The following is a 23060-nucleotide window of genomic DNA, read 5'->3' as shown; positions in this document are numbered from 1 at the left end:
GCCGGCCGGCCCCGGCCTGAACGGGGCCGGACCGCGTGTACCGCTCACCCGCAGCGTAGAGGCCGCGTGTTCGATCGGGCCATTCCTGTGGCCCCGCCGCGTCGGATCACGTGACCACCCTACGAAATACCCCTCCCTCACCATTACGATCAGCGCACTCACCGCCCCCCGTTTTCCCAGAAGGGCACACCCCATGGGTTCCGCCAAGAAGAGCAGCAACACGGCGCGACAGGCCCGCATAGCGGAGATGCGACGCGCCGAGGAGGCCCGCGACCGCCGGAACCGGATCCTCACGATCGGGATCAGCGTCGTGGTCGTCGTCGGTCTCGTCGTCGGCGGCGTCGTCCTCGTGCGCTCGCAGTCCGACGACTCCGACGACACGGCGGCCACCGACTCCAAGACCTCCGGCAAGTTCGTCGCCGGCGAGGACGGTGTGCAGACCTGGCAGGGCACCCTCTCCCGCAACCACGTCGCCAAGAAGGTGACGTACCCGGTCGAGCCCCCGGTCGGCGGCGACCACAACCAGGTCTGGATGAACTGCGACGGCGACGTCTACAGCAAGCCGCTGAACAACGAGAACGCCGTGCACTCGCTGGAGCACGGCGCGGTCTGGGTGACGTACAGCGACAAGGCGCCGAAGGCCGACGTCGAGAAGCTGGCCGCCAAGGTCAAGAAGACGCCGTACTCGCTGATGAGCCCCGACGACAAGCAGAAGGAGCCGATCGTGCTGTCCGCCTGGGGCCACCAGCGCACGGTGACCGGCGCCGACGACCCGAACGTGGACAAGTTCTTCGAGAAGTTCGTCCAGGGCGAGCAGACCCCCGAGCCGGGGGCCGCGTGCACCAACGGGCTGTCGCAGTGAAACCCAGGCGGGCAGGCTGGATCGCGGGGTCCGCCGCGGCGGTGCTCGTCGCGGCGGGTGCCATCACCTACGCGGTCGCCGGCGACGACGGCGGGGCCGGCACCCCGTCCGCGGGCTCGGCGGACGCCGGGTTCGCGCGGGACATGTCGGTGCACCACCAGCAGGCCGTGGAGATGTCGTACATCGTGCGCGACCGCACCGAGGACGAGGAGGTGCGGCGGCTCGCCTACGACATCGCGCAGACCCAGGCCAACCAGCGGGGCATGATGATCGGCTGGCTCGACCTGTGGGGGCTGCCGAAGGTGTCGTCCGACCCGCCCATGACCTGGATGGGCATGGGCGACATGCCGTCGGCGGGGGAGGGCTCGCTGATGCCCGGGATGGCCACCGACGCCCAGCTGAAGAAGCTCGCCGGCCTGAGCGGCCGGCAGGCCGAGGTCTACTACCTCCAGCTGATGACCGAGCACCACAAGGGCGGCGTCCACATGGCCGAGGGCTGCGCGAGCAAGTGCACGGTCGGAGTGGAGAAGCGGCTGGCCCGGGGAATGGTGGAGTCGCAGGAGTCGGAGATCCGGCTGATGGCGGACCTGCTGGCGGAGCGCGGCGCGAAACCGGAGGCCTGACGCCGGCCCGACACCGGAAACGGGATCACCCCCCATAGCGTCGGTCTGACGATTACACTGGCCGTGTGCCTCAGCTACGACTCGCCCTGAACCAGATCGACTCGAGTGTCGGCGACATCGCCCGGAACGCGGAGTCGGTCGTCCGCTGGACCCGGCACTCCGCCGAGCAGGGAGCCCACCTGGTGGCCTTCCCGGAGATGGTGCTGACCGGGTACCCCGTCGAGGACCTGGCCCTCCGGTCGTCCTTCGTGGAGGCCTCCCGCGCGGGCCTGCGCTCCCTCGCGGCCCGCCTCGCCGACGAGGGCCTCGGCGACCTGCCCGTGGTCGTCGGCTACCTCGACCGCTCGGCGACCGCCCAGCCGAAGTACGGCCAGCCGGCCGGCGCCCCGCAGAACGCGGCGGCCGTGCTGCACGGCGGCGAGGTGGTGCTGAGCTTCGCCAAGCACCACCTGCCGAACTACGGCGTCTTCGACGAGTTCCGCTACTTCGTCCCCGGCGACACCATGCCGGTGCTGCGGGTGCGTGGCGTCGACGTCGCCCTCGCCATCTGCGAGGACCTGTGGCAGGACGGCGGCCGGGTGCCGGCCGCCCGCTCGGCGCGGGCCGGGCTGCTGCTCTCCGTCAACGCCTCGCCCTACGAACGGGACAAGGACGACACCCGGCTGGAACTGGTCCGCAAGCGCGCCCAGGAAGCCGGTTGCACCACCGCCTACCTCGCCATGACCGGCGGCCAGGACGAGCTCGTCTTCGACGGCGACTCCATCGTGGTCGGCGCCGACGGCGAGGTCGTGGCGCGGGCCCCGCAGTTCTCCGAGTGCTGCATGGTGCTCGACCTGGACCTGCCGGGCGCGGCCGCGGCCGCGCCCGCCGGCGTGGTGGACGACGGGCTGCGCATCGACCGGGTCGTCCTGTCCGAGGAGCCGGTCCCGGCCTACGAGCCCGAGCTGACCGGCGGGTACGCCGAGCGGCTCGACGACGACGAGGAGGTCTACTCGGCCCTCGTCACCGGCCTGCGCGCCTACGTCACGAAGAACGGTTTCCGCTCGGTGCTGATCGGCCTGTCCGGCGGCATCGACTCCGCCCTGGTCGCGGCGATCGCCTGCGACGCGGTCGGCGCGGAGAACGTGTACGGCGTGTCGATGCCGTCCAAGTACTCCTCCGAGCACTCCAAGGACGACGCGGCGGAGATGGCCCGGCGCACCGGCCTGAACTACCGCACCGTGGCGATCGAGCCGATGTTCGACGCGTACATGGGCTCGCTCGGCCTGACCGGCCTCGCGGAGGAGAACCTCCAGTCGCGGCTGCGCGGCACGCTGCTGATGGCGATCTCCAACCAGGAGGGCCACATCGTCCTGGCGCCCGGCAACAAGTCGGAGCTGGCGGTGGGCTACTCGACGCTGTACGGCGACTCCGTGGGCGCCTACGGCCCGATCAAGGACGTGTACAAGACGTCGGTCTTCCGCCTGGCCGAGTGGCGCAACCGCGCCGCCCGGGACCGCGGCCGGACCCCGCCGATCCCGGAGAACTCGATCACCAAGCCCCCGAGCGCCGAACTGCGCCCGGGGCAGGTCGACACGGACTCCCTGCCGGACTACCCGGTGCTCGACGCGATCCTCGCGCTGTACGTCGACCAGGACCGGGGCGCGGACGAGATCGTCGCCGCCGGGTACGACCGGGAGCTGGTGACCAGGACGCTGCGCATGGTGGACACCGCGGAGTACAAGCGGCGCCAGTACCCGCCGGGCACCAAGATCTCGGCGAAGGGCTTCGGCAAGGACCGCCGCCTGCCGATCACCAACCGCTGGCGGGAGACGGCCTGACGCCGGCGCGCCTAGGGGGTGTCGTTCGGATCTTGCCGGGGTCGCGGGGCCTGGCACGCGCATCTGCGGCGTTGTCGTCGGTTGCCAGGGCTCCGCCCTGGCGCCCTCCTCCGCCTTGCAGCTGCACGCACCAGACCCCGCTCGGGCCCGTTGCAAGGCACTGTTGCCTGAAGTCGGCCTGATCCGAACGACACCCCCTACCGCTGCCGCTTCAGGTCCGCCAGCACCTGGTGCAGCGGCTCCGTCCGCCGGCGCCGGTACTCCTGGATCGCCCAGCCGTTGCCGTCCGGGTCCGTGAAGTACATGAACGTGGCACCGTCGTCCGGCGCGTACTGCACCGGCTCGGAGACCTCCAGGCCGCGGCCCACCAGTTCCGCGTGGGCCGCCTTGATGTCGGCGACGCACAGCTGGAGCCCCTGGTAGGAACCGGGAGCCGGCCTGGGACCCGGGGACATCTCCCAGATGCTGTCGCCGAGGGCGACCGAACAGCCCGAGCCCGGGGGCGTCAGCTGGACGATCCGCATCCCCGGCATCACCTCCTGGTCGATGTCGACGTGGAAGCCGACCTTGTCCCGGTAGAAATCCCGGGCGCGGTCGATGTCCGTCACGGGCAGCGGGATCACTTCGAGGGTGAAGTCCATGCCTTCACCGAAGCCGATGACGGCCCGCCGCGCCACCGAAAGGACGGAACTCCCCGCGCGGCGGCCACCGGATCACGGACGGCGCCGTCCGCCCCTGCGCCCGGCCGCGGCTCCCCGGTTACGCTCAAGGCCGTACGACCTTGATCCGACGGGTCCGGTGCCACCGGTCCCGCAGGTCCGACAGGAGGCCGAGATGACGGCGCCGGGGCGCAGGAGCAGTACCTTCACGCGACTGCTGCGGCACGGCTTCACCGATCCCTCGGCCGCCGAGCGGCTGCTGGACGGCGTGGAGCTGGCACCGGTCCGCAACGACCCGGTCCTGCTGGAGGCGCTGGGCGCCACCGCCGACCCCGACCTCGCCCTGCACGGCCTGGTCCGCCTCCTGGAGGCACAGCCCGACCCCACCGCGCGCCGGGAGCTGCTGGACACCCTGATAGCGGCCAAGCCGCTGCGCGACCGTCTCCTCGGCGTGCTCGGCGCCTCCGAGGCGCTCGCCGACCACCTCGCCCGGCACGCCGGCGACTGGCAGGCCCTCGTCACCTACGAGCCGCGGGACCTGCACCGGGGCGTGGCGGAGTTCGAGGGCGGCCTCGCCGGGGCCACCGACCCCGTCTCCCTGCGCGTCGCCTACCGGCGCTGCCTGCTGTCCATCGCCGCCCGCGACGTGTGCGGCACCATCGACGTCGCCGAGACCGCCGCCGAGCTCGCCGACCTCGCCACCGCCACCCTGCGCGCCGCCCTGCGGCTCGCCGAGGAGGCCGCGCCCGAGGACGCCGCGCTGTGCCGGCTGGCGGTGATCGCGATGGGCAAGTGCGGCGGACACGAGCTGAACTACGTCTCCGACGTCGACGTCATCTTCGTGGGCGAGCCGGCGGAAGGCATCGCCGAGGCCGACGAGACCAAGGCGCTGCGGGCCGCGACCTCCCTCGCCTCGCACATGATGCGGATCTGCTCCGAGACGACCGTCGAGGGCACCATCTGGCCCGTCGATGCCAACCTGCGCCCCGAGGGCCGCAACGGCCCGCTGGTGCGCACCCTCAGCAGCCACGTCGCCTACTACCAGCGCTGGGCCAAGACCTGGGAGTTCCAGGCGCTGCTCAAGGCCCGCCCGGTCGCCGGCGACCTGGCCCTCGGCGGCGAGTACGTCGCCGCCCTCCAGCCCCTGGTGTGGCAGGCCGCCGAACGCGAGAACTTCGTCGCCGACGTGCAGAAGATGCGCCGCCGGGTGGTGGAGAACATCCCCGTCGCCGAGGTCGACCGCCAGCTCAAGCTGGGCCCGGGCGGCCTGCGCGACGTCGAGTTCGCCGTGCAGCTGCTCCAGCTCGTGCACGGGCGGGCCGACACGTCGCTGCGCAGCGGCACGACGCTGGACGCCCTGAAGGCCCTCGCCGCCGGCGGCTACGTCGGCCGGGCGGACGCCGCCCAGCTCGACGAGGCGTACCGCTTCCTGCGTTCCATGGAGCACCGCATCCAGCTCCACCGGCTGCGGCGCACCCACCTCGTGCCCGAGGACGAGGCCGACCTGCGGCGCCTCGGCCGTTCCCTCGGCCTGCGCAACGACCCGGTCACCGGGCTGCTGCGCGAGTGGAGGCGGCACGCCGCCGTCGTACGCCGGCTGCACGAGAAGCTGTTCTACCGGCCGCTGCTCGACGCGGTCGCCCAGCTGGCGCCGGGGGAGACCCGGCTGCGCCCCGACGCGGCCCGCGAGCGGCTGGTCGCCCTCGGGTACGCCGACCCGGCCGCCGCCCTGCGGCACCTGGAGGCGCTGGCCTCCGGCGTCACCCGCAAGGCCGCGATCCAGCGGACCCTGCTGCCGGTGCTGCTGGGCTGGTTCGCCGACTCCGCCGACCCGGACGCGGGCCTGCTCAACTTCCGCAAGGTCTCCGACGCGCTCGGCAAGACGCCCTGGTACCTGCGGCTGCTGCGGGACGAGGGCGCGGCGGCCGAGAACCTCGCCCGGGTGCTGTCCGCCGGGCGGCTCGCCCCCGACCTGCTGATGCGGGCGCCCGAGGCCGTGGCGCTCCTCGGCGACGGCGACGCCGGGGGGCTTGCGCCGCGCGGGCGGGCCCAGCTGGAGCAGGAGATACTCGCCGCGGTGCGCCGCGCGGACGGCGCGGTCCAGGCGGTCACGGCGGCGCGCGGCGTGCGGCGCCGCGAGCTGTTCCGTACGGCCGCCGCCGACATCGTCGGCTCCTACGGCACCGAGGCGCAGCCCGTCGAGGCCGACCAGGGAGCCCTGGTGGACCGGGTCGGCGCCGCGGTGTCGGACCTGACGGCGGCGACGCTGGCGGGCACCCTGCGGGCCGTGGTGCGCGAGGGCTGGGGGGACACCCTGCCCACCCGGTTCGCGGTCATCGGCATGGGCCGGTTCGGCGGGCACGAGCTGGGCTACGGCTCGGACGCCGACGTCCTGTTCGTGCACGAGCCCCGGGACGGGGTCGACGAACGGGAGGCCGCGGACGCCGCGAACAAGGTGGTCGCCGAGATGCGCCGCCTGCTCCAGGTGCCCAGCGCCGACCCGCCCCTGATCGTCGACGCCGACCTGCGGCCGGAGGGCAAGTCGGGACCGCTGGTGCGCACGCTCAAGTCGTACGCGGCCTACTACCGGCGCTGGTCACTGACGTGGGAGTCGCACGCGCTGCTGCGGGCCGAGTTCGTCGCCGGCGACGAGGACCTGGGGCGGCGCTTCACCGAGCTGGTCGATCCGCTGCGGTACCCGGCGCACGGGCTGTCCGAGGAGGCCGTACGGGAGATCCGGCGGCTCAAGGCCCGCATGGAGTCCGAGCGGCTGCCGCGCGGCGCCGATCCCAAGCTGCACGCCAAGCTGGGGCCGGGCGGTCTGTCCGACGTGGAGTGGACCGTCCAGCTGATGCAGCTGCGGCACGGCCACGCGGAACCGGGTCTGCGCACGACCAGGACCCGGCAGGCCCTCGCGGCGGCGTCCCGGGCGGGGCTCATCTCCGAGGAGAACGCCGCGACGCTGGACGAGGCGTGGGTGCTGGCGACGCGGGTGCGCAACGCGGTGATGCTGGTGCGCGGACGGGCCGGCGACACGTTCCCGACCGACCCGCGCGAACTCGCGGCGGTGGGCCGCTACCTCGGCCACGGCCCCGGCCACGCGGGCGACATGCTCGACGCATACCGCCGCACGGCCCGCCGCGCCCGAGCGGTGGTGGAGGACCTGTTCTACGAGTAACCCCGGCTGCGGGCAGTCGTGCCGCTGGGGCGGCACGGGTGGGCGCAGCGGCACCCCGCTACGCCGGGCCACACGACCCACCCCTGCGCACCAGCTCCCCGCACGCCACAAACGCCGGGCCACGCACCCCGGCCTCACCTCGCCCCTCAGGCGCGCGTGGGCGCCCACGACCCCCGCCGCGCCCCACCCCCCGGCACCGCCCGGGGCAACGCATACGGCAGCCTCCCGTACCACACCCGGGCCACCGCGTAACCGAAGGCCAGGCACAGCACACCCCCCACCGCGTCCAGCCAGAAATGGTTCGCGGTCGCCACGATCACCACCAGCGTGAGCACCGGATAGACCAGCCCCAGCACCCGCACCCACGGCACCGAGGCCAGCGCGAAGATCGTCAGCCCGCACCACACCGACCACCCGATGTGCATCGACGGCATCGCGGCGTACTGGTTGGACATGTTCTTCAGGTCCCCGGACGCCATCGACCCCCACGTCTGGTGGACCTTCACCGTGTCGATGAAGTGCCCGCCGTTCATCAGCCGGGGCGGGGCGAGCGGATACAGGTAGTAACCGAGCAGGGCCACACCCGTCGTCGCGAAGAGGACCAGACGGGTCGCCGCGTACCGTCCCGGATGGCTGCGGAACAGCCAGACCAGCACACCCAGCGTCACCACGAAGTGCAATGTGGCGTAGTAGTAGTTCATGCCGACGACCAGCCAAGTCACCGAGTCGACGGCACGATTGACCGAGTCCTCCACGGCGATCCCGAGCTGCTGCTCGACCCGCCAGATCCAGTCGGCGTTGCGCAGCGCCTGCCCCCGCTGCTCCGGCACGGCGTTGCGGACGAGCGAGTACGTCCAGTAGCTGAGCGCGATCAGCAGGATCTCGAACCACAGGCGGGGCCGGCGCGGCCTGCGGAGACGGCGCACGAACCCCCGCCCCGTCTCCTCCGTGACGGGGTGCGGAGCGCCCTCTTCCAGGCGCTCCCGAGTCCTCACGGTCGCGTCACCCATAGGCATGAAGTCTGCCAGAAAAGCCGTCTCCCACCGATCATCCCCCTGCCGGTTCCGGGCCGCACCCGCTGCCCGGGGGAGCGGTCAGGACCGGTGCCGGTCGCCCGGAGCCGAGGCGGTCGAACCGCGCACCACCAGCTCCGGCATGAACACGAACTCGCTGTGCGGCGCGGGTGTCCCGCCGATCTCCTCCAGGAGCGTGCGCACCGCCGCCTGCCCCATCGCCGGGACCGGCTTGCGGACGGTCGTCAGCGGCGGGTCGGTGAAGGCGATCAGCGGCGAGTCGTCGAAGCCGACGACCGAGACGTCCTTGGGCACGTCCAGTCCACGCTGCCGGGCCGCCCGTATGGCGCCCAGTGCCATCATGTCGCTGGCGCAGACCACCGCCGTGCAGTCCCGCTCGATGAGCGCGGTGGCCGCGGCCTGGCCGCCCTCGAGGGTGTAGAGGGAGTGCTGGACGAGTTCCGTCTCCACGGTCCGCGCGTCGAGGTCCAGTTGTTCCTGGACGGTGCGGACGAAGCCCTCGATCTTGCGCTGCACCGGCACGAACCGCTTCGGACCGAGGGCCAGCCCGATGCGGGTGTGGCCCAGCGAGACGAGGTGGGTGACCGCCAGGCTCATCGCGGCGCGGTCGTCGGGGGAGATGAACGGCGCCTGCACCTTCGGCGAGAAGCCGTCGACCAGGACGAAGGGCACGCCCTGGGCGCGCAGCCGCTCGTAGCGCTCCATGTCGGCGGTGGTGTCGGCGTGCAGTCCGGAGACGTAGATGATGCCGGCGACCCCGCGGTCGACCAGCATCTCCGTCAGTTCGTCCTCCGTGGAGCCGCCCGGGGTCTGGGTGGCGAGGACCGGCGTGTAGCCCTGGCGGGTCAGCGCCTGGCCGATGACCTGGGCCAGGGCCGGGAATATCGGGTTCTCCAGCTCCGGGGTGATCAGACCGACCAGGCCCTCGCTGCGCTGCCGCAGTCGCACGGGGCGCTCGTAGCCCAGGACGTCGAGGGCGGCGAGCACGGACTGTCGGGTGGTGGCGGCGACGCCCGGCTTCCCGTTGAGGACGCGGCTGACCGTCGCTTCGCTCACGCCCGCCTGGGCGGCGATGTCGGCAAGCCGTGTGGTCACAGGGGTGGACTGTACCTGTCGGAGGGCGCCTTGCACACCGACCGGGCGCCGTGGGCGGCCAGTTGGACGGCCCGGCGCGGGCTGCTGCGTCATCGCGCTCCCTCGAGAATGTGGCGGCAAGAGCTTGCAGAGTCTTGCACAACCGGCCCGATACCGCTCGTGGCCTGTAAACAAGCGTCTCACGACGGTCGCTGAGAGGTCACGCACGGATAACTTCGGAGATCTCTTGCACTTTTTTGCAGCAAGACCTTTCGCCGCGCTTACATCGCTGTTACGTTCACGTCGCCCGACGGCGGCAATGACGCGGTCGGTGTCGGCAGGAGCGGCGGACGGGCCCGCGACCCTGCACCACACGGGCTTTCACCTCAAGGAGAACTCATGCGGCGTGGCATAGCGGCCACCGCTCTGGTGGCGTCCCTCGCCCTCGCGGCGACGGCGTGCGGCGGGGACGGCGACAGCGACAGCGAGTCCGGCGGACCGGTCACCATCACTTACTGGGACACCTCCAACGCGACCAACGAGGCGCCGACCTACAAGGCCCTGGTCAAGGAGTTCGAGGCCGCCAACAAGGGCATCAAGGTCAACTTCGTCAACGTGCCGTTCGACCAGGCGCAGAACAAGTTCGACACCGCCGCCGGCTCCAAGGGTGCCCCGGACGTGCTGCGCTCCGAGGTCGGCTGGACCCCCGCCTTCGCCAAGAAGGGCTTCTTCCTGCCGCTCGACGGCACCGAGGCCCTCGCCGACCAGGCCAAGTTCCAGCCCAACCTGATCGAGCAGGCCAAGTACGAGGGCAAGACCTACGGCGTGCCGCTGGTCACCGACACGCTCGCCTTCGTCTACAACAAGGCCCTGTTCGAGAAGGCCGGCGTCCAGGCCCCCAAGACCTGGGACGACCTGAAGAAGGCCGCCGCCACCATCAAGGACAAGACCGGCGTCGACGGCTTCTGGGGCTCCACCGCGGGCTACTACGCCCAGCCGTTCCTGTACGGCGAGGGCACCGACACGGTCGACGCCGACGCCAAGAAGATCACCGTCAAGTCGCCCGCGGCCCAGAAGGCCTACGGCACCTGGCTGAGCCTGTTCAACGGCAAGGGCCTGCACAAGGCCGACACCACCGCCGACGCCTACGCGCACATCCAGGACGCGTTCGTCAACGGCAAGGTCGCCTCGACGATCCAGGGCCCGTGGGAGATCACCAACTTCTACAAGGGCTCGGCGTTCAAGGACAAGAACAACCTCGGCATCGTCACCGTCCCGGCCGGCTCCGCCGGCAAGGCGGGCGCCCCGACCGGCGGCCACAACCTGTCGGTGTACGCCGGTTCGGACAAGGCGCACCAGGACGCGGCGCTGAAGTTCGTGAACTTCATGACGTCGGCGAAGTCGCAGGAGACCGTCGCGCTGAAGAACTCCACGCTGCCGACCCGCGACGACGCCTACACCGCCCAGGTCAAGGCCGACCCGGGCATCGCCGGCTACCAGACGGTCCTGCCCGCCGCCCAGCCGCGCCCGGCGCTGCCCGAGTACAGCTCCCTGTGGGGCCCGCTGGACGACGAGCTGCCCCAGATCGCCGGCGGCAAGAAGTCCCTCGACGAGGGCCTCGGTGACGTCGAGACCGCGATGACCAAGCTGGTGCCGGACTTCGGCAAGTGAGTCCGTGTGGCCGCCGGGTCCCCCGCCCAGGGGGGAGGGGATCCGGCGGCCACCGGCCCGCGCGTCGTACCCCTTGATCTTCCTGCTGCTCCCGAAGGTGTCGAACCATGACAGTCGCCATCGACCGCGCGACCGGCAAGCGCCGCGGTGACCGCACCCCGCGGCCCGGCCTCGGCCGGCGTGTGAAAGACGGATACCAGAAGCACTGGTACGCCTACGCGATGATCGCGCCGGTGGCCGTCGTGCTCGGCGTCCTCGTGCTGTACCCGCTGGTGTACGGCCTCTATCTCACGCTGACCGACGCCAACAGCCTCAACTCCGCGCGCACCATCGGTGTCAACCACATCGACGCCACCTACAAGTTCATCGGCCTGGACAACTACGCCGACATCCTGTGGGGACCGACGGCGTACGACCGGTTCTGGTCGCACTTCATCTGGACGATCGTGTGGACGGCGCTCTGTGTCGGCCTGCACTACTTCATCGGTCTCGGCCTCGCGCTGCTGCTCAACCAGAAGCTGCGCGGACGCACCTTCTACCGGCTGATCCTGGTCCTGCCGTGGGCGGTGCCGACCTTCGTCACCGTCTTCGGCTGGCGCTTCATGCTCGCCGACAGCGGCATCATCAACTCCGCCCTCGAAACACTGCACCTGCCGACGCCGCTGTGGCTCGAGGACGTCTTCTGGCAGCGGTTCGCCGCGATCATGGTCAACACCTGGTGCGGTGTGCCGTTCATGATGGTCTCGCTCCTCGGCGGCCTCCAGTCCATCGACGCCAGCCTGTACGAGGCGGCGGAGATGGACGGTGCCAACGCCTGGCAGCGGTTCCGCTACGTCACCCTGCCGGGGCTCAGGTCCGTCAGCTCCACCGTCGTGCTGCTGGGCATCATCTGGACGTTCAACCAGTTCGCCGTGATCTTCCTGCTCTTCGGCAACACGGCCCCCGACGCCCAGATCCTCGTCACCTGGGCGTACCAGCTCGGCTTCGGACAGCAGCCGCGCGACTTCGCGCAGTCCGCCGCCTACGGCATCCTGCTGCTGGCCATCCTGATCGTCTTCACCTCCTTCTACCGCCGCTGGCTGAACCGCAATGAGCAGCAGCTCGCGAACTGAGGCAGGAGCCACCATGACCACCACCACCGTGCCGGCCGGGGCGCCGGCCGACCAGGCCCCCGCCCCCGCCGCGCCGAAGCGCCGGGTGCGCGGCCGCAGCGAGCGCAGCCGCGCCTCGTCCCTGGCCTCCCACGGCATCCTGATCGTCGCGAGCCTCGTCGCGCTCTTCCCGATCGCCTGGCTGGTCTACCTGTCCCTCGGCCCGGACAAGGACGACTACCTGCACCCCGGGGGCATCTGGTCGAAGATGACCTTCGACAACTACGCCTTCGTGCTCCAGCACACCAACTTCTTCGACTGGCTGAAGAGCTCGCTGATCGTCTCGCTGGGCACCACGGTCATCGGCGTCATGGTCGCCGCCACCACCGGCTACGCGGTCTCGCGGATGCGCTTCCCGGGTTACCGGAAGCTGATGTGGGTCCTGCTGGTCACCCAGATGTTCCCCATCGCGGTGCTGATCGTGCCGATGTACCAGATCCTGTCCGAGCTGCAGCTCATCGACAACTACTTCGGTCTGATCCTCGTCTACTGCTCGACCGCGGTGCCCTACTGCGCGTGGCTGCTCAAGGGCTACTTCGACACCATCCCGTTCGAGATCGACGAGGCCGGCCGGGTCGACGGGCTGAACCCCTTCGGCACCTTCTTCCGGCTGATCCTCCCGCTCGCCAAGCCGGGTCTCGCGGTCGCCGGTTTCTACAGCTTCATCACGGCCTTCGGCGAGGTCGCCTTCGCCTCGACGTTCATGCTGAGCGACTCGAAGTACACCTTCGCCGTCGGTCTGCAGAGCTTCGTCAGCGAGCACGACGCGCAGCGCAACCTGATGGCGGCCACCGCCGTGCTCGTCGCGATACCCGTCTCCGCGTTCTTCTACCTGGTGCAGAAGAACCTGGTGACCGGCCTCACCGCCGGCGGCACAAAGGGCTGACGCCCGCCCCACCGACTCCCGCGCCTCACCGCGCGGGTGGCGGCCGCGGTGCCCATCCGACCCCGCCGGCACCGCGGCCGCCTCGTCCCCCGTCGCCGGACACCACCACGCATCCATGACCCGAACCGCCCCGTTACGTACAAGGACGCCATGAGCCAGCAGCCTTCCGCCGCACCGGCCCCCGCCTCTGCCACCGCAACCGCCACGCGGCGCCGCGACTGGTGGCGCGACGCGGTCATCTACCAGGTGTACCCGCGCAGCTTCGCCGACAGCAACGGCGACGGCATGGGCGACCTGGAGGGTGTCCGCACCCGCCTGCCGTACCTGCGCGACCTGGGCGTGGACGCCGTGTGGCTCAGCCCCTTCTACGCCTCCCCGCAGGCCGACGCCGGCTACGACGTCGCCGACTACCGGGCCGTCGACCCCATGTTCGGCACCCTTCTGGACGCGGACGCGCTGATCCGCGACGCCCACGGGCTGGGCCTGCGCATCATCGTCGACCTGGTCCCGAACCACTCCTCCGACCAGCACGAGTGGTTCAAGCGCGCCCTCGCCGAGGGCCCCGGCTCCCCGTCCCGCGACCGCTACCACTTCCGCCCCGGCAAGGGCGAGAACGGCGAGCTGCCGCCCAACGACTGGGAGTCCATCTTCGGCGGCCCCGCCTGGACCCGGGTCACCGAGCCCGACGGCACGCCGGGGGAGTGGTACCTGCACCTGTTCGCCCCCGAGCAGCCCGACTTCAACTGGGAGCACCCGGCCGTCGGCGACGAGTTCCGCTCCATCCTGCGCTTCTGGCTGGACATGGGCGTGGACGGCTTCCGCATCGACGTCGCTCACGGCATGGTGAAGGCGCAGGGGCTGCCCGACCTTGGATCGCACGAGCAGCTGAAGCTGCTGGGCAACGATGTCATGCCGTTCTTCGACCAGGACGGCGTCCACGACATCTACCGGCAGTGGCGGCTCATCCTCGACGAGTACTCCGGTGAGCGGATCTTCGTCGCCGAGGCGTGGACCCCGACCGTCGAGCGCACCGCGAACTACGTCCGCCCCGACGAGCTGCACCAGGCGTTCAACTTCCAGTACCTGGGCACCCACTGGGACGCCGAGGAGCTGCGGACGGTCATCGACCGCACGCTGGACGCCATGCGTCCGGTCGGCGCCCCGGCCACCTGGGTGCTGTCCAACCACGACGTCACCCGGCACGCCACCCGCTTCGCCAACTCGGCGGGCCTCGGCACCCAGATCCGGCTGGCCGGCGACCGTGAGCTGGGCCTGCGCAGGGCCCGCGCGGCCACCCTGGTGATGCTGGCGCTGCCCGGCTCGGCCTACGTCTACCAGGGCGAGGAGCTCGGCCTGCCGGACGTCGTCGACCTGCCCGACGAGGTGCGCCAGGACCCGGCGTACTTCCGCGGCGCCGGCCAGGACGGCTTCCGCGACGGCTGCCGGGTGCCGATCCCGTGGACGCGTACGGGGTCGTCGTACGGCTTCGGCGACGGCGGCAGCTGGCTCCCGCAGCCCGCGGGCTGGGGCGAGCTGAGCGTCGAGGCCCAGACCGGCGAGCCCGGCTCGACGCTGGAGCTGTACCGGACCGCGCTGGCCGTCCGCCGCGAGCAGGCCGACCTGGGCGCGGGCGACGCCGTGGAGTGGCTGCGGGCCCCCGAGGGCGTCCTGGCCTTCCGGCGCGGGGAGTTCGTGTGCGTGGCCAACACCACCGGCGAGTCGGTGGCGGTGCCCGCCCACGGCCGCGTGCTGCTGGCCAGCGGCGAGGTGACCGAGGCGAACGGCGAGGCGAAGGTGCCGGCCGACACGACCGTGTGGTGGACGACGGCCTGACGGCCGCCGGCCGACGGAGGTCCGGCAAGAATCTTCGTTCAATTGCGTACGGCCCGCTGCCCTTTCGGGCGGCGGGCCTTTACCATCTGCGTCACCGAAATCTTGCTGAAGCTTTCAGCAAGAGCCTTCAACGAAGAAGGAACCCCCACATGGCACGCAGAGCCCTCACGGGGGCCGTCGCTCTGGCGGCGGCCGCCCTTGTCATGAGCCCAACGAACGCACAGGCCTCCCCGCCCGGCACCAAGGACGTCACCGCGGTCCTCTTCGAGTGGGACTTCGCCTCCGTCGCCAAGGAGTGCACCACCACCCTCGGCCCCGCCGGGTACGGCTACGTGCAGGTCTCCCCGCCTGCCGAGCACATACAGGGCGGGCAGTGGTGGACGTCGTACCAGCCCGTCAGCTACCGGATCGCGGGCCGGCTCGGCGACCGCGCGGCCTTCCAGAACATGGTGAACACCTGCCACGCGGCCGGGGTGAAGGTCGTCGCCGACGCCGTGGTCAACCACATGTCCGCGGGCAGCGGCACCGGAACCGGCGGCTCGTCGTACACGAAGTACACCTACCCCGGGCTGTACTCCTCGTACGACTTCGACGACTGCACCGCCCAGGTCACCAACTACCAGGACCGGTACAACGTCCAGCACTGCGAGCTGGTCGGCCTCGCCGACCTGGACACCGGCGAGGAGTACGTCCGCGGGAAGATCGCCGGCTACCTCAACGACCTGCTCTCCCTCGGCGTCGACGGCTTCCGGGTCGACGGCGCCAAGCACATCCCGGCCGCCGACCTGGCCACCATCAAGTCCCGGCTGTCCAACCCGTCCGTGTACTGGAAGCAGGAGGTGATCTACGGCGCCGGCGAGGCCGTCCAGCCCACCGAGTACACCGGCAACGGCGACGTGCAGGAGTTCCGGTACGCCTACGACCTCAAGCGCGTCTTCAACAACGAGAACCTCGCCTACCTCAAGAACTACGGCGAGGGCTGGGGCTACATGAACAGCGGCGTCTCCGGTGTCTTCGTCGACAACCACGACACCGAGCGCAACGGCTCCACGCTCAGCTACAAGGACAACGCCACCTACACCCTGGCCAACGTCTTCATGCTGGCCTGGCCCTACGGCGCCCCCGACGTCAACTCCGGCTACGAGTGGTCCAGCACGGACGCCGGGCCCCCCAACGGCGGCCGGGTGAACGCCTGCTGGCAGGACGGCTGGAAGTGCCAGCACGCCTGGCCGGAGATCAAGTCGATGGTCGCCTTCCGCAACGCGACGCGCGGCCAGGCGGTCACGAACTGGTGGGACAACGGCAACGACGCCATCGCCTTCGGGCGCGGCACCAAGGGCTACGTCGCCATCAACCACGAGTCGGGCGCGCTGACCCGCACCTACCAGACCTCGCTGCCGGCCGGGACGTACTGCGACGTCCAGGGCAACAGGCCGGTGACCGTGAACGGCTCCGGCCAGTTCACCGCGACCCTGGGAGCCAACACGGCGCTCGCCCTGTACGCGGGCAGGTCCGGCTGCTGACCGGCCGCTGAGCACGTGTCATGAGCAAGGGCCGTGAAATTCCTTTCCGTTACTTTCACGGCCCTTGCCGCAAGACTTGCGTCGGCGCTACGGTCACGCCGGGGTCGGACCCGATCGAGCCGTAATCGCAAGGAGTTCACACCGGTGATACCGAGATGGCCGGCGCCTGTGAAGCGCCGCACCGCCGCATCCGGAGGGGCCGCCGCCCCGCGGATCGCGGCCGTCACCGTCGCCGCGCTCGCGGCGACACTCCTGACACCCCTCGCCGCGCGGGCGGACGCCCCGCCCGCACCCCCGTCGGACGCGAAGCTGGCGAAGACCGCCGCCCGCCACGACCTGACCCGCGAGCAGTTCTACTTCGTCCTGCCGGACCGCTTCGCCAACGGTGACACCCGCAACGACAAGGGCGGCCTGACCGGCACCCGTCTCACCACCGGCTACGACCCCACCGACAAGGGCTTCTACCAGGGCGGCGACCTCAAGGGCCTGACCGAGAGGCTCGACTACATCAAGGGCCTGGGCACCACCTCCATCTGGATGGCGCCCATCTTCAAGAACCAGCCCGTGCAGGGCACCGGCGAGAACGCCTCCGCCGGCTACCACGGCTACTGGATCACCGACTTCACCCAGGTCGACCCGCACTTCGGCACCAACCAGGACCTCAAGGACCTGATCTCCAAGGCGCACGCCAAGGGCATGAAGGTCTTCTTCGACGTCATCACCAACCACACCGCCGACGTCGTCGACTACGAGGAGAAGTCCTACGACTACCTCTCCAAGGGCGCCTTCCCGTACCTGACCGCGGACGGGCAGCCCTTCGACGACGCCGACCACTCCGACGGCACCCGCCGCTTCCCCCGCGTGGACACCGGGTCCTTCCCGCGCACGCCGACGGTGCCGGCCGCGAAGAAGAACCTCAAGGTCCCGTCCTGGCTCAACGACCCGGCCATGTACCACAACCGGGGCGACTCCACCTGGGCCGGCGAGTCGGCCACGTACGGCGACTTCTCCGGCCTCGACGACCTGTGGACCGAACGGCCCGAGGTCGTCAGCGGCATGGAGAAGATCTACGAGCGGTGGGTGAAGGACTTTGCCATCGACGGCTTCCGGATCGACACCGTGAAGCACGTCAACATGGAGTTCTGGACCCAGTGGGCCACCGCGCTGGACGCCTACGCGGCGAAGCGGGGCCGCGACGACTTCTTCATGTTCGGCGAGGTCTACTCCGCCGACACCTCCGTCACCTCCCCGTACGTCACCCAGGGCCGCCTGGACTCCACGCTGGACTTCCCCTTCCAGGACGCGGCCCGCGCGTACGTCTCCCAGGGCGGCAGCGCCCGGAAGCTCGCCTCCGTCTTCGGTGACGACTGGAAGTACACGACCGACAAGGCCAACGCCTACGAGCAGGTCACCTTCCTCGGCAACCACGACATGGGCCGCTTCGGCACCTTCCTCCAGCAGGACGACCCGGGGGCCGGCGACGCCGAGCTGCTGAAGAAGGACAAGCTGGCCAACGAGCTGATGTTCCTCAGCCGCGGCAACCCGGTGATCTACTACGGCGACGAGCAGGGCTTCACCGGCGCCGGCGGCGACAAGGACGCCCGCCAGCCGATGTTCGCCTCCCGCACCGCCGACTACCTGGACGACGACCAGCTCGGCACCGACCGCACCCACGCCGAGGCCGCCTACGACACGAACGCACCGCTGTACCGGCAGATCAGGGCCCTCGCGGGGCTCCGCAAGGCCAACCCGGCCCTCGCCGACGGCGTCCAGACCGAGCGCTACGCGGCCGACGGAGCCGGCGTCTACGCCTTCTCCCGCACCGATGCCAAGAGCGGCACCGAGTACGTCGTCGCCCTCAACAACGCCGACGAGGCGAGGACGGCCACCTTCGCGACCGGCTCGGCCGGCATGACCTTCCGCGGCCTCTACGGCACCGACGCCACCGTGCGGTCCGGCGCCGACAAGAAGGTCACCGTCACCGTGCCCGCCGGCTCGGCGATCGTCCTCAAGGCCGCCGGCCCGCTCGCCGCGCCCGCCACCGCGCCGACGATCACCCTGAAGGCCCCGGCCCCCGGCGCCACCGGAACCGTCGAACTGACGGCCGACGTCGACGGCGGACAGCTGAACCGCGTCGTCTTCGCCGCCCAGACCGGCGACGGCACCTGGCGCACCCTCGGCACCGCCGACCACGCCCCCTACAAGGTCACCCAGACCATCGGCGAGGACACCCCGGCCGGCACCGCCCTGCGCTACAAGGCGGTCGTCGTCGACTCGGCGGGCCGCACCGCGAGCGCCACCGCCGCCTCGACGACCGGCACCCCGCCCGTCGAACAGCCGCCCACCGCCGCCTCCCGCGACTACGCGATCGTCCACTACAAGCGGCAGGACGGGAACTACGGCGACTGGGGCCTGTACGCCTGGGGCGACCTCGCCGACGGCGAGGCGACCACCTGGCCCGCCACCCACCCCTTCACCGGCCGGGACGCCTACGGCGCCTTCGCCTACGTCAAGCTCGAGCCGGGCGCGTCGAACGTCGGCTTCCTCGTCATCGACAAGGACGGGAACAAGGACGTCGCAGCCGACCGCACCATCGACGTCACGAAGACGGGCGAGGTGTGGATCGAGCAGGGCAAGGAGCAGGTCGTCACCGAACGGCCGGAGTACCCGGCCCAGGACACCACCAAGGCCGTTCTGCACTACCACCGCGCCGACGGGAACTACGACGGCTGGGGCCTGCACGTCTGGACGGGCGCCGCGAACCCCACCGACTGGTCGAAGCCGCTGGCACCGGTGAAGACCGACTCCTATGGCGCGGTCTTCGAGGTGCCCCTCACCGAGGGTGCCACCAGCCTCAACTACATCCTCCACAAGGGCGACGAGAAGGACCTGCCCACCGACCAGGCCCTGGACCTCAAGGCGAACGGCCACGAGGTGTGGCTGGTGAGCGGCCAGGAGAAGTACCTGCTGCCGCAGCCCGCGGGCTCGGCCGCCGCCGTCGACCTCACCACCGCCAAGGCGGTCTGGATCGACCGCGACACCCTCGCCTGGAACGGCTCCGAGGGCGCTGCCTCCACCCAGCTGCTCGCCTCCCGCAGCGGCTCGGTCAAGGCCGCGAACGGCACCCTCACCGGCGACGACGCCCGGTGGCTCCGCCTGACGAGGACCACCCTCACGGACGCCCAGAAGGCGAAGTTCCCCCACCTGAAGGCGTACACCGCCTGGTCCGTCGACCCGCGCGACCGCGACCTGGTCCGCGAGGCCCTGCGCGGCCAGGTCGTCGCCTCGCAGCGTGCCGCCAACGGGGCCGTGCTCGCCGCGACCGGCGTCCAGACCGCCGGCGCCCTGGACGACCTCTACGCCGGTGCCACCAAGGCCGGCCTCGGCCCGGTCTTCCGCCACGGCCGCCCCACGCTGTCCGTGTGGGCGCCGACCGCGCAGAGCGTGAAGCTGGAGATCGGCGACCGCACCGTGGGCATGCGGCGCGACGACGCCACCGGCGTCTGGTCCGTCACCGGCCCGGCGTCCTGGAAGGGCAAGCCCTACCGGTACGTCGTCCAGGTGTGGGCGCCCAGCGCCGGCCAGGTCGTCACCAACAAGGTCACCGACCCCTACTCGGTCGCCCTGACCACCGACTCCGAGCGCAGCCTCGTCGTCGACCTCGACGACCGCGCGCTCGCCCCGCGCGGCTGGTCGGACTACACCAAGCCCGAGGCCGTGCCGCTCAGGGACGCCCAGATCCAGGAGCTGCACATCCGCGACTTCTCCGTCGCGGACAGGACGGCCGCCCCGGACCACCGGGGCACCTACCTCGCCTTCACCGACAAGGACAGCGACGGCTCGAAGCACCTGCGCGAGCTGGCGCGGGCCGGCACGTCCTACGTGCACCTGCTGCCCGCCTTCGACATCGCCACGATCCCGGAGAAGGAGTCCGACCGGGCGAGTGCCGACTGCGACCCCGCGTCCTACCCGGCCGACTCCGACAAGCAGCAGGAGTGCGTGGCGAAGGCCGCCGCCAAGGACGCCTACAACTGGGGCTACGACCCGTACCACTACACGGTCCCCGAGGGCTCCTACGCCACTGACCCCGACGGCACCGCCCGCACCGTCGAATTCCGCAGGATGGTCAAGGCGCTCAACGACGACGGCCTGCGCGTCGTCATGGACGTGGTCTACAACCACACGGCGGCGAGCGGCCAGGCGGACACCTCCGTCCTCGACCGGATCGTGCCCGGCTACTACCAGCGGCTGCTGGCCGACGGCTCGGTCGCGAACAGCACCTGCTGCGCGAACACCGCCACCGAGAACGCCATGATGGGCAAGCTGGTCGTCGACTCGATCGTCACCTGGGCCAAGGAGTACAAGGTCGACGGCTTCCGCTTCGACCTCATGGGCCACCACCCGAAGGCCAACATCCTCGCCGTCCGCAAGGCCCTGGACGCCCTGACCGTCGCGAAGGACGGCGTCGACGGCAAGAAGATCATCCTGTACGGCGAGGGCTGGAACTTCGGCGAGGTCGCCGACGACGCCCGCTTCGTCCAGGCCACCCAGAAGAACATGGCCGGCACCGGCATCGCGACCTTCTCCGACCGGGCCCGCGACGCCGTGCGCGGCGGCGGCCCCTTCGACGCCGACCCCGGCGTCCAGGGCTTCGCCTCCGGCCTGTACACCGACCCCAACTCCTCGAAGGAGAACGGCACCGAGGCAGAGCAGAAGGCCCGCCTGCTGCACTACCAGGACCTGATCAAGGTCGGCCTCTCCGGCAACCTCGCCGCTTACCGCTTCACGGACACCGACGGCAAGCAGGTCAAGGGCTCCGAGGTCGACTACGACGGCGCCCCCGCCGGATACACCGAGGCCCCGGGCGACGCCCTCGCCTATGCCGACGCCCACGACAACGAGTCCCTGTTCGACGCGCTCGCCTTCAAGCTGCCGAAGGGCACGTCCGCCGACGACCGGGCCCGCATGCAGGTCCTCGCCATGGCCACCGCCGGCCTCTCGCAGGGCCCCGCGCTCTCCCAGGCGGGCACCGACCTGCTGCGGTCCAAGTCGCTGGACCGCAACTCCTTCGACAGCGGCGACTGGTTCAACGCCATCCACTGGAACTGCGCCGACGGCAACGGCTTCGGCCGCGGGCTGCCGCCGGCCGCCGACAACAAGGACAAGTGGCCCTATGCGGCGCCCCTGCTGACCTCGGTGTCGGTCGGCTGCCCGCAGATCAAGGGCGCCTCGGCCGCGTACCGGGACCTGCTGAAGATCCGGACGAGCGAGCAGGACTTCTCCCTCGCCACGGCCGGCCAGGTGCAGTCCCGGCTCTCCTTCCCGCTCTCCGGGAAGGACGAGACACCCGGCGTGATCACCATGCGCCTCGGTGACCTGGTCGTCGTCTTCAACGCGACCCCGCAGGAGCAGCGGCAGCGGGTGGGCGAGGCGGCCGGGACCGGCTACCGACTGCACCCGGTGCAGGCGTCCGGAGCGGACCCCGTCGTGAAGAAGGCGGCCTACGCGCGGGACTCGGGCACCTTCACGGTCCCGGCCCGCACGGTGGCGGTCTTCACCCGCGCGGGCTAGCGGAACCCGCGGTTAGGGTGCTCCTGTCCGCCGACGAACAGGAGCACCCATGCCGCAGATCACCATCGAGCGTTCCGGACCTCTCGACGACGTCGACTGGGAGGAGTTCGCGCTCGCCCTGCACCCGGTGGTCGTCGAGACGGCCGCCGCGCGGCTGGAGGCCTGCAAGACGCGGGTCCTGCGCGGCGAGGACGCCATCGTCGGCGCCGAGCAGGAGGGGCACGCCATCGTGAACGTCTCGGTCGCCCTGCTCGCCGGACGGTCCGACGAGACGAAGGCCCAGCTCGCCGAGGCCGTGGTGGAGCTGCTGCGCAAGCACGTCGAGCCCAGGGACGGGGTCACCCTGCACCTGTCGGCCGAGGTGCGCGACCTCGACCCGTCCTACCGCAAGGCCGAGGTCTGAGCTACGACGCCAGCCGGATCAGCCGGCCGGCCAGGTCCGTGAACGGTCCGTCGGCCGGCTCGTCCTCCAGGATGCCGCGCAGCAGGGCGCCCATCTCCTCGTCGTGGGTGGCGCTCACCGCCAGCAGCGCGGCGAAGTCGTGCACGAGCTGGGCCTCCAGCTCGGCGCGCGGGATGCGCCGGCCGTCCAGCCAGATCAGGGCCGTCGACTCGGCGAGCGAGATCCAGGAACGGACGACCAGCTCCAGGCGCGCGGGCGGGTCGGTGACGCCCAGGTGCGAAAGGATCTGGACGTACGCGGCCTGCCGTACGGAGTCGACGAGAGCGTTGGTCGTGGACACCGTGGTCAGGGAGCAGGCTCCGCCCGCGGAGACCGCCGGGCCCCCGCGCATCAGGGCCGAGAACCCGGGGCCGTGCTCGTCGACGAAGTCGAAGTAGCGCCCCATCACCCGCAGCAGCCGCGCCCCGAGCGGACCCTCCCGGGGCTCCGCGAACCGGGCCGCCAGATCGCTGGAGGCACGCTGCAACGCGGCCTCGTAGAGGCTGAGTTTGCCGGGGAAGTAGTGGTAGACCAGCGGGCGCGAGATGCCCGCGGCCGACGCTATCTCGTCGATGGAGACCTCGTCGGGCGAGCGGCGGCTGAACAGATCGAGCGCGACGCCGATCAGCTGCTGCCGCCGCTCCTCCACGCCCATTCTGCGGCGCACCCCGGTAGTCATACGAACACCTTACCGATCGAATCCGGCCCTCGAACGGGCTGGACCGGGCATGGT

Annotated in this window: 15 protein-coding genes; 11 read left to right on the top strand and 4 right to left on the bottom strand. The window is 71.0% G+C overall.

Annotated elements, in window-relative coordinates; genetic code table 11:
* Positions 1–193: 193 nt before the first annotated feature.
* The 3 genes from ACIRG6_RS01550 (at position 194) to ACIRG6_RS01540 (ending at position 3305) form a co-directional block, all read left to right on the top strand.
* Complete coding sequence (locus ACIRG6_RS01550) at positions 194–862, top strand: DUF3105 domain-containing protein (protein WP_364677447.1); 669 nt, start codon at positions 194–196, stop codon at positions 860–862.
* Positions 859–1485, top strand: a complete 627-nt coding sequence (locus ACIRG6_RS01545) for a DUF305 domain-containing protein (protein WP_364677449.1) — start codon at positions 859–861, stop codon at positions 1483–1485. The genes ACIRG6_RS01550 and ACIRG6_RS01545 overlap by 4 nt, the downstream gene beginning before the upstream one ends.
* Before the next feature lie 65 nt (positions 1486–1550).
* Positions 1551–3305, top strand: a complete 1755-nt coding sequence (locus ACIRG6_RS01540) for an NAD+ synthase (protein ID WP_364677451.1) — start codon at positions 1551–1553, stop codon at positions 3303–3305.
* A gap of 197 nt (positions 3306–3502) precedes the next feature.
* On the opposite strand, the gene ACIRG6_RS01535 is transcribed toward ACIRG6_RS01540, so the two are convergent.
* The gene (locus tag ACIRG6_RS01535) at positions 3503–3946 is read right to left on the bottom strand and encodes a VOC family protein (RefSeq protein WP_364677453.1); all 444 of its coding nucleotides are present in this window, start codon (positions 3944–3946) and stop codon (positions 3503–3505) included.
* A gap of 193 nt (positions 3947–4139) precedes the next feature.
* On the opposite strand from ACIRG6_RS01535, the gene ACIRG6_RS01530 reads away from it, so the two are divergent.
* Positions 4140–7142: a bifunctional [glutamine synthetase] adenylyltransferase/[glutamine synthetase]-adenylyl-L-tyrosine phosphorylase gene (locus ACIRG6_RS01530; protein WP_350721839.1), complete on the top strand. Its 3003-nt coding sequence runs from the start codon at positions 4140–4142 to the stop codon at positions 7140–7142.
* A gap of 146 nt (positions 7143–7288) precedes the next feature.
* Here ACIRG6_RS01530 and ACIRG6_RS01525 read toward each other — a convergent pair whose 3' ends face one another.
* Positions 7289–8152, bottom strand: a complete 864-nt coding sequence (locus ACIRG6_RS01525) for a phosphatase PAP2 family protein (protein ID WP_364677456.1) — start codon at positions 8150–8152, stop codon at positions 7289–7291.
* Between the two features lie 84 nt (positions 8153–8236).
* Entirely contained in the window at positions 8237–9271 is a 1035-nt protein-coding gene (locus tag ACIRG6_RS01520; protein ID WP_189228115.1) for a LacI family DNA-binding transcriptional regulator, read from the bottom strand.
* A gap of 378 nt (positions 9272–9649) precedes the next feature.
* Here ACIRG6_RS01520 and ACIRG6_RS01515 point away from each other — a divergent pair, with 378 nt between their 5' ends.
* The 7 genes from ACIRG6_RS01515 to ACIRG6_RS01485 all read left to right on the top strand — a co-directional run bounded on the left by ACIRG6_RS01515 (position 9650) and on the right by ACIRG6_RS01485 (position 22288).
* Positions 9650–10921: an extracellular solute-binding protein gene (locus tag ACIRG6_RS01515; protein WP_239768508.1), complete on the top strand. Its 1272-nt coding sequence runs from the start codon at positions 9650–9652 to the stop codon at positions 10919–10921.
* Between the two features lie 107 nt (positions 10922–11028).
* Positions 11029–12033: a carbohydrate ABC transporter permease gene (locus ACIRG6_RS01510; RefSeq protein WP_225636307.1), complete on the top strand. Its 1005-nt coding sequence runs from the start codon at positions 11029–11031 to the stop codon at positions 12031–12033.
* Positions 12034–12046: 13 nt separating this feature from the next.
* Positions 12047–12958, top strand: coding sequence for a sugar ABC transporter permease (locus ACIRG6_RS01505; protein WP_239768510.1), 912 nt, complete (start codon positions 12047–12049; stop codon positions 12956–12958).
* A gap of 150 nt (positions 12959–13108) precedes the next feature.
* Entirely contained in the window at positions 13109–14791 is a 1683-nt protein-coding gene (locus ACIRG6_RS01500) for a glycoside hydrolase family 13 protein (RefSeq protein WP_403320190.1), read from the top strand.
* 149 nt (positions 14792–14940) lie between these two features.
* Positions 14941–16314 (top strand): alpha-amylase, encoded by a 1374-nt coding sequence (locus ACIRG6_RS01495; protein ID WP_403320188.1) that lies wholly within the window; start codon positions 14941–14943, stop codon positions 16312–16314.
* Positions 16315–16458: 144 nt separating this feature from the next.
* On the top strand, positions 16459–21885 hold the full coding sequence (pulA, locus tag ACIRG6_RS01490; protein WP_403320186.1) for a pullulanase-type alpha-1,6-glucosidase: 5427 nt from the start codon (positions 16459–16461) through the stop codon (positions 21883–21885).
* 49 nt (positions 21886–21934) lie between these two features.
* Entirely contained in the window at positions 21935–22288 is a 354-nt protein-coding gene (locus ACIRG6_RS01485; RefSeq protein WP_403320184.1) for a 5-carboxymethyl-2-hydroxymuconate Delta-isomerase, read from the top strand.
* Between the two features lies 1 nt (position 22289).
* On the opposite strand, the gene ACIRG6_RS01480 is transcribed toward ACIRG6_RS01485, so the two are convergent.
* Positions 22290–23006 carry a TetR/AcrR family transcriptional regulator gene (locus ACIRG6_RS01480; protein ID WP_364677464.1) on the bottom strand — a complete coding sequence of 239 codons (717 nt, stop codon included), beginning with the start codon at positions 23004–23006 and terminating at the stop codon, positions 22290–22292.
* Positions 23007–23060 lie beyond the last annotated feature (54 nt).

The sequence above is a fragment of the Streptomyces flaveolus genome, assembly GCF_044765825.1.
In the GTDB taxonomy this organism is placed as follows: Bacteria; Actinomycetota; Actinomycetes; order Streptomycetales; family Streptomycetaceae; genus Streptomyces; species Streptomyces flaveolus.
This window is presented reverse-complemented; position numbering and strand designations above follow the sequence as displayed.

Excerpts from the sequence above, each read along its gene's own strand:
- ACIRG6_RS01550 (WP_364677447.1), top strand. The coding sequence starts at position 194 with ATGGGTTCCGCCAAGAAGAGCAGCAACACGGCGCGACAGGCCCGCATA.
- ACIRG6_RS01535 (WP_364677453.1), bottom strand. The coding sequence starts at position 3,946 with ATGGACTTCACCCTCGAAGTGATCCCGCTGCCCGTGACGGACATCGAC.
- ACIRG6_RS01530 (WP_350721839.1), top strand. The coding sequence starts at position 4,140 with ATGACGGCGCCGGGGCGCAGGAGCAGTACCTTCACGCGACTGCTGCGG.
- ACIRG6_RS01525 (WP_364677456.1), bottom strand. The coding sequence starts at position 8,152 with ATGGGTGACGCGACCGTGAGGACTCGGGAGCGCCTGGAAGAGGGCGCT.
- ACIRG6_RS01515 (WP_239768508.1), top strand. The coding sequence starts at position 9,650 with ATGCGGCGTGGCATAGCGGCCACCGCTCTGGTGGCGTCCCTCGCCCTC.
- ACIRG6_RS01510 (WP_225636307.1), top strand. The coding sequence starts at position 11,029 with ATGACAGTCGCCATCGACCGCGCGACCGGCAAGCGCCGCGGTGACCGC.
- ACIRG6_RS01505 (WP_239768510.1), top strand. The coding sequence starts at position 12,047 with ATGACCACCACCACCGTGCCGGCCGGGGCGCCGGCCGACCAGGCCCCC.
- ACIRG6_RS01500 (WP_403320190.1), top strand. The coding sequence starts at position 13,109 with ATGAGCCAGCAGCCTTCCGCCGCACCGGCCCCCGCCTCTGCCACCGCA.
- ACIRG6_RS01495 (WP_403320188.1), top strand. The coding sequence starts at position 14,941 with ATGGCACGCAGAGCCCTCACGGGGGCCGTCGCTCTGGCGGCGGCCGCC.
- ACIRG6_RS01485 (WP_403320184.1), top strand. The coding sequence starts at position 21,935 with ATGCCGCAGATCACCATCGAGCGTTCCGGACCTCTCGACGACGTCGAC.
- ACIRG6_RS01480 (WP_364677464.1), bottom strand. The coding sequence starts at position 23,006 with ATGACTACCGGGGTGCGCCGCAGAATGGGCGTGGAGGAGCGGCGGCAG.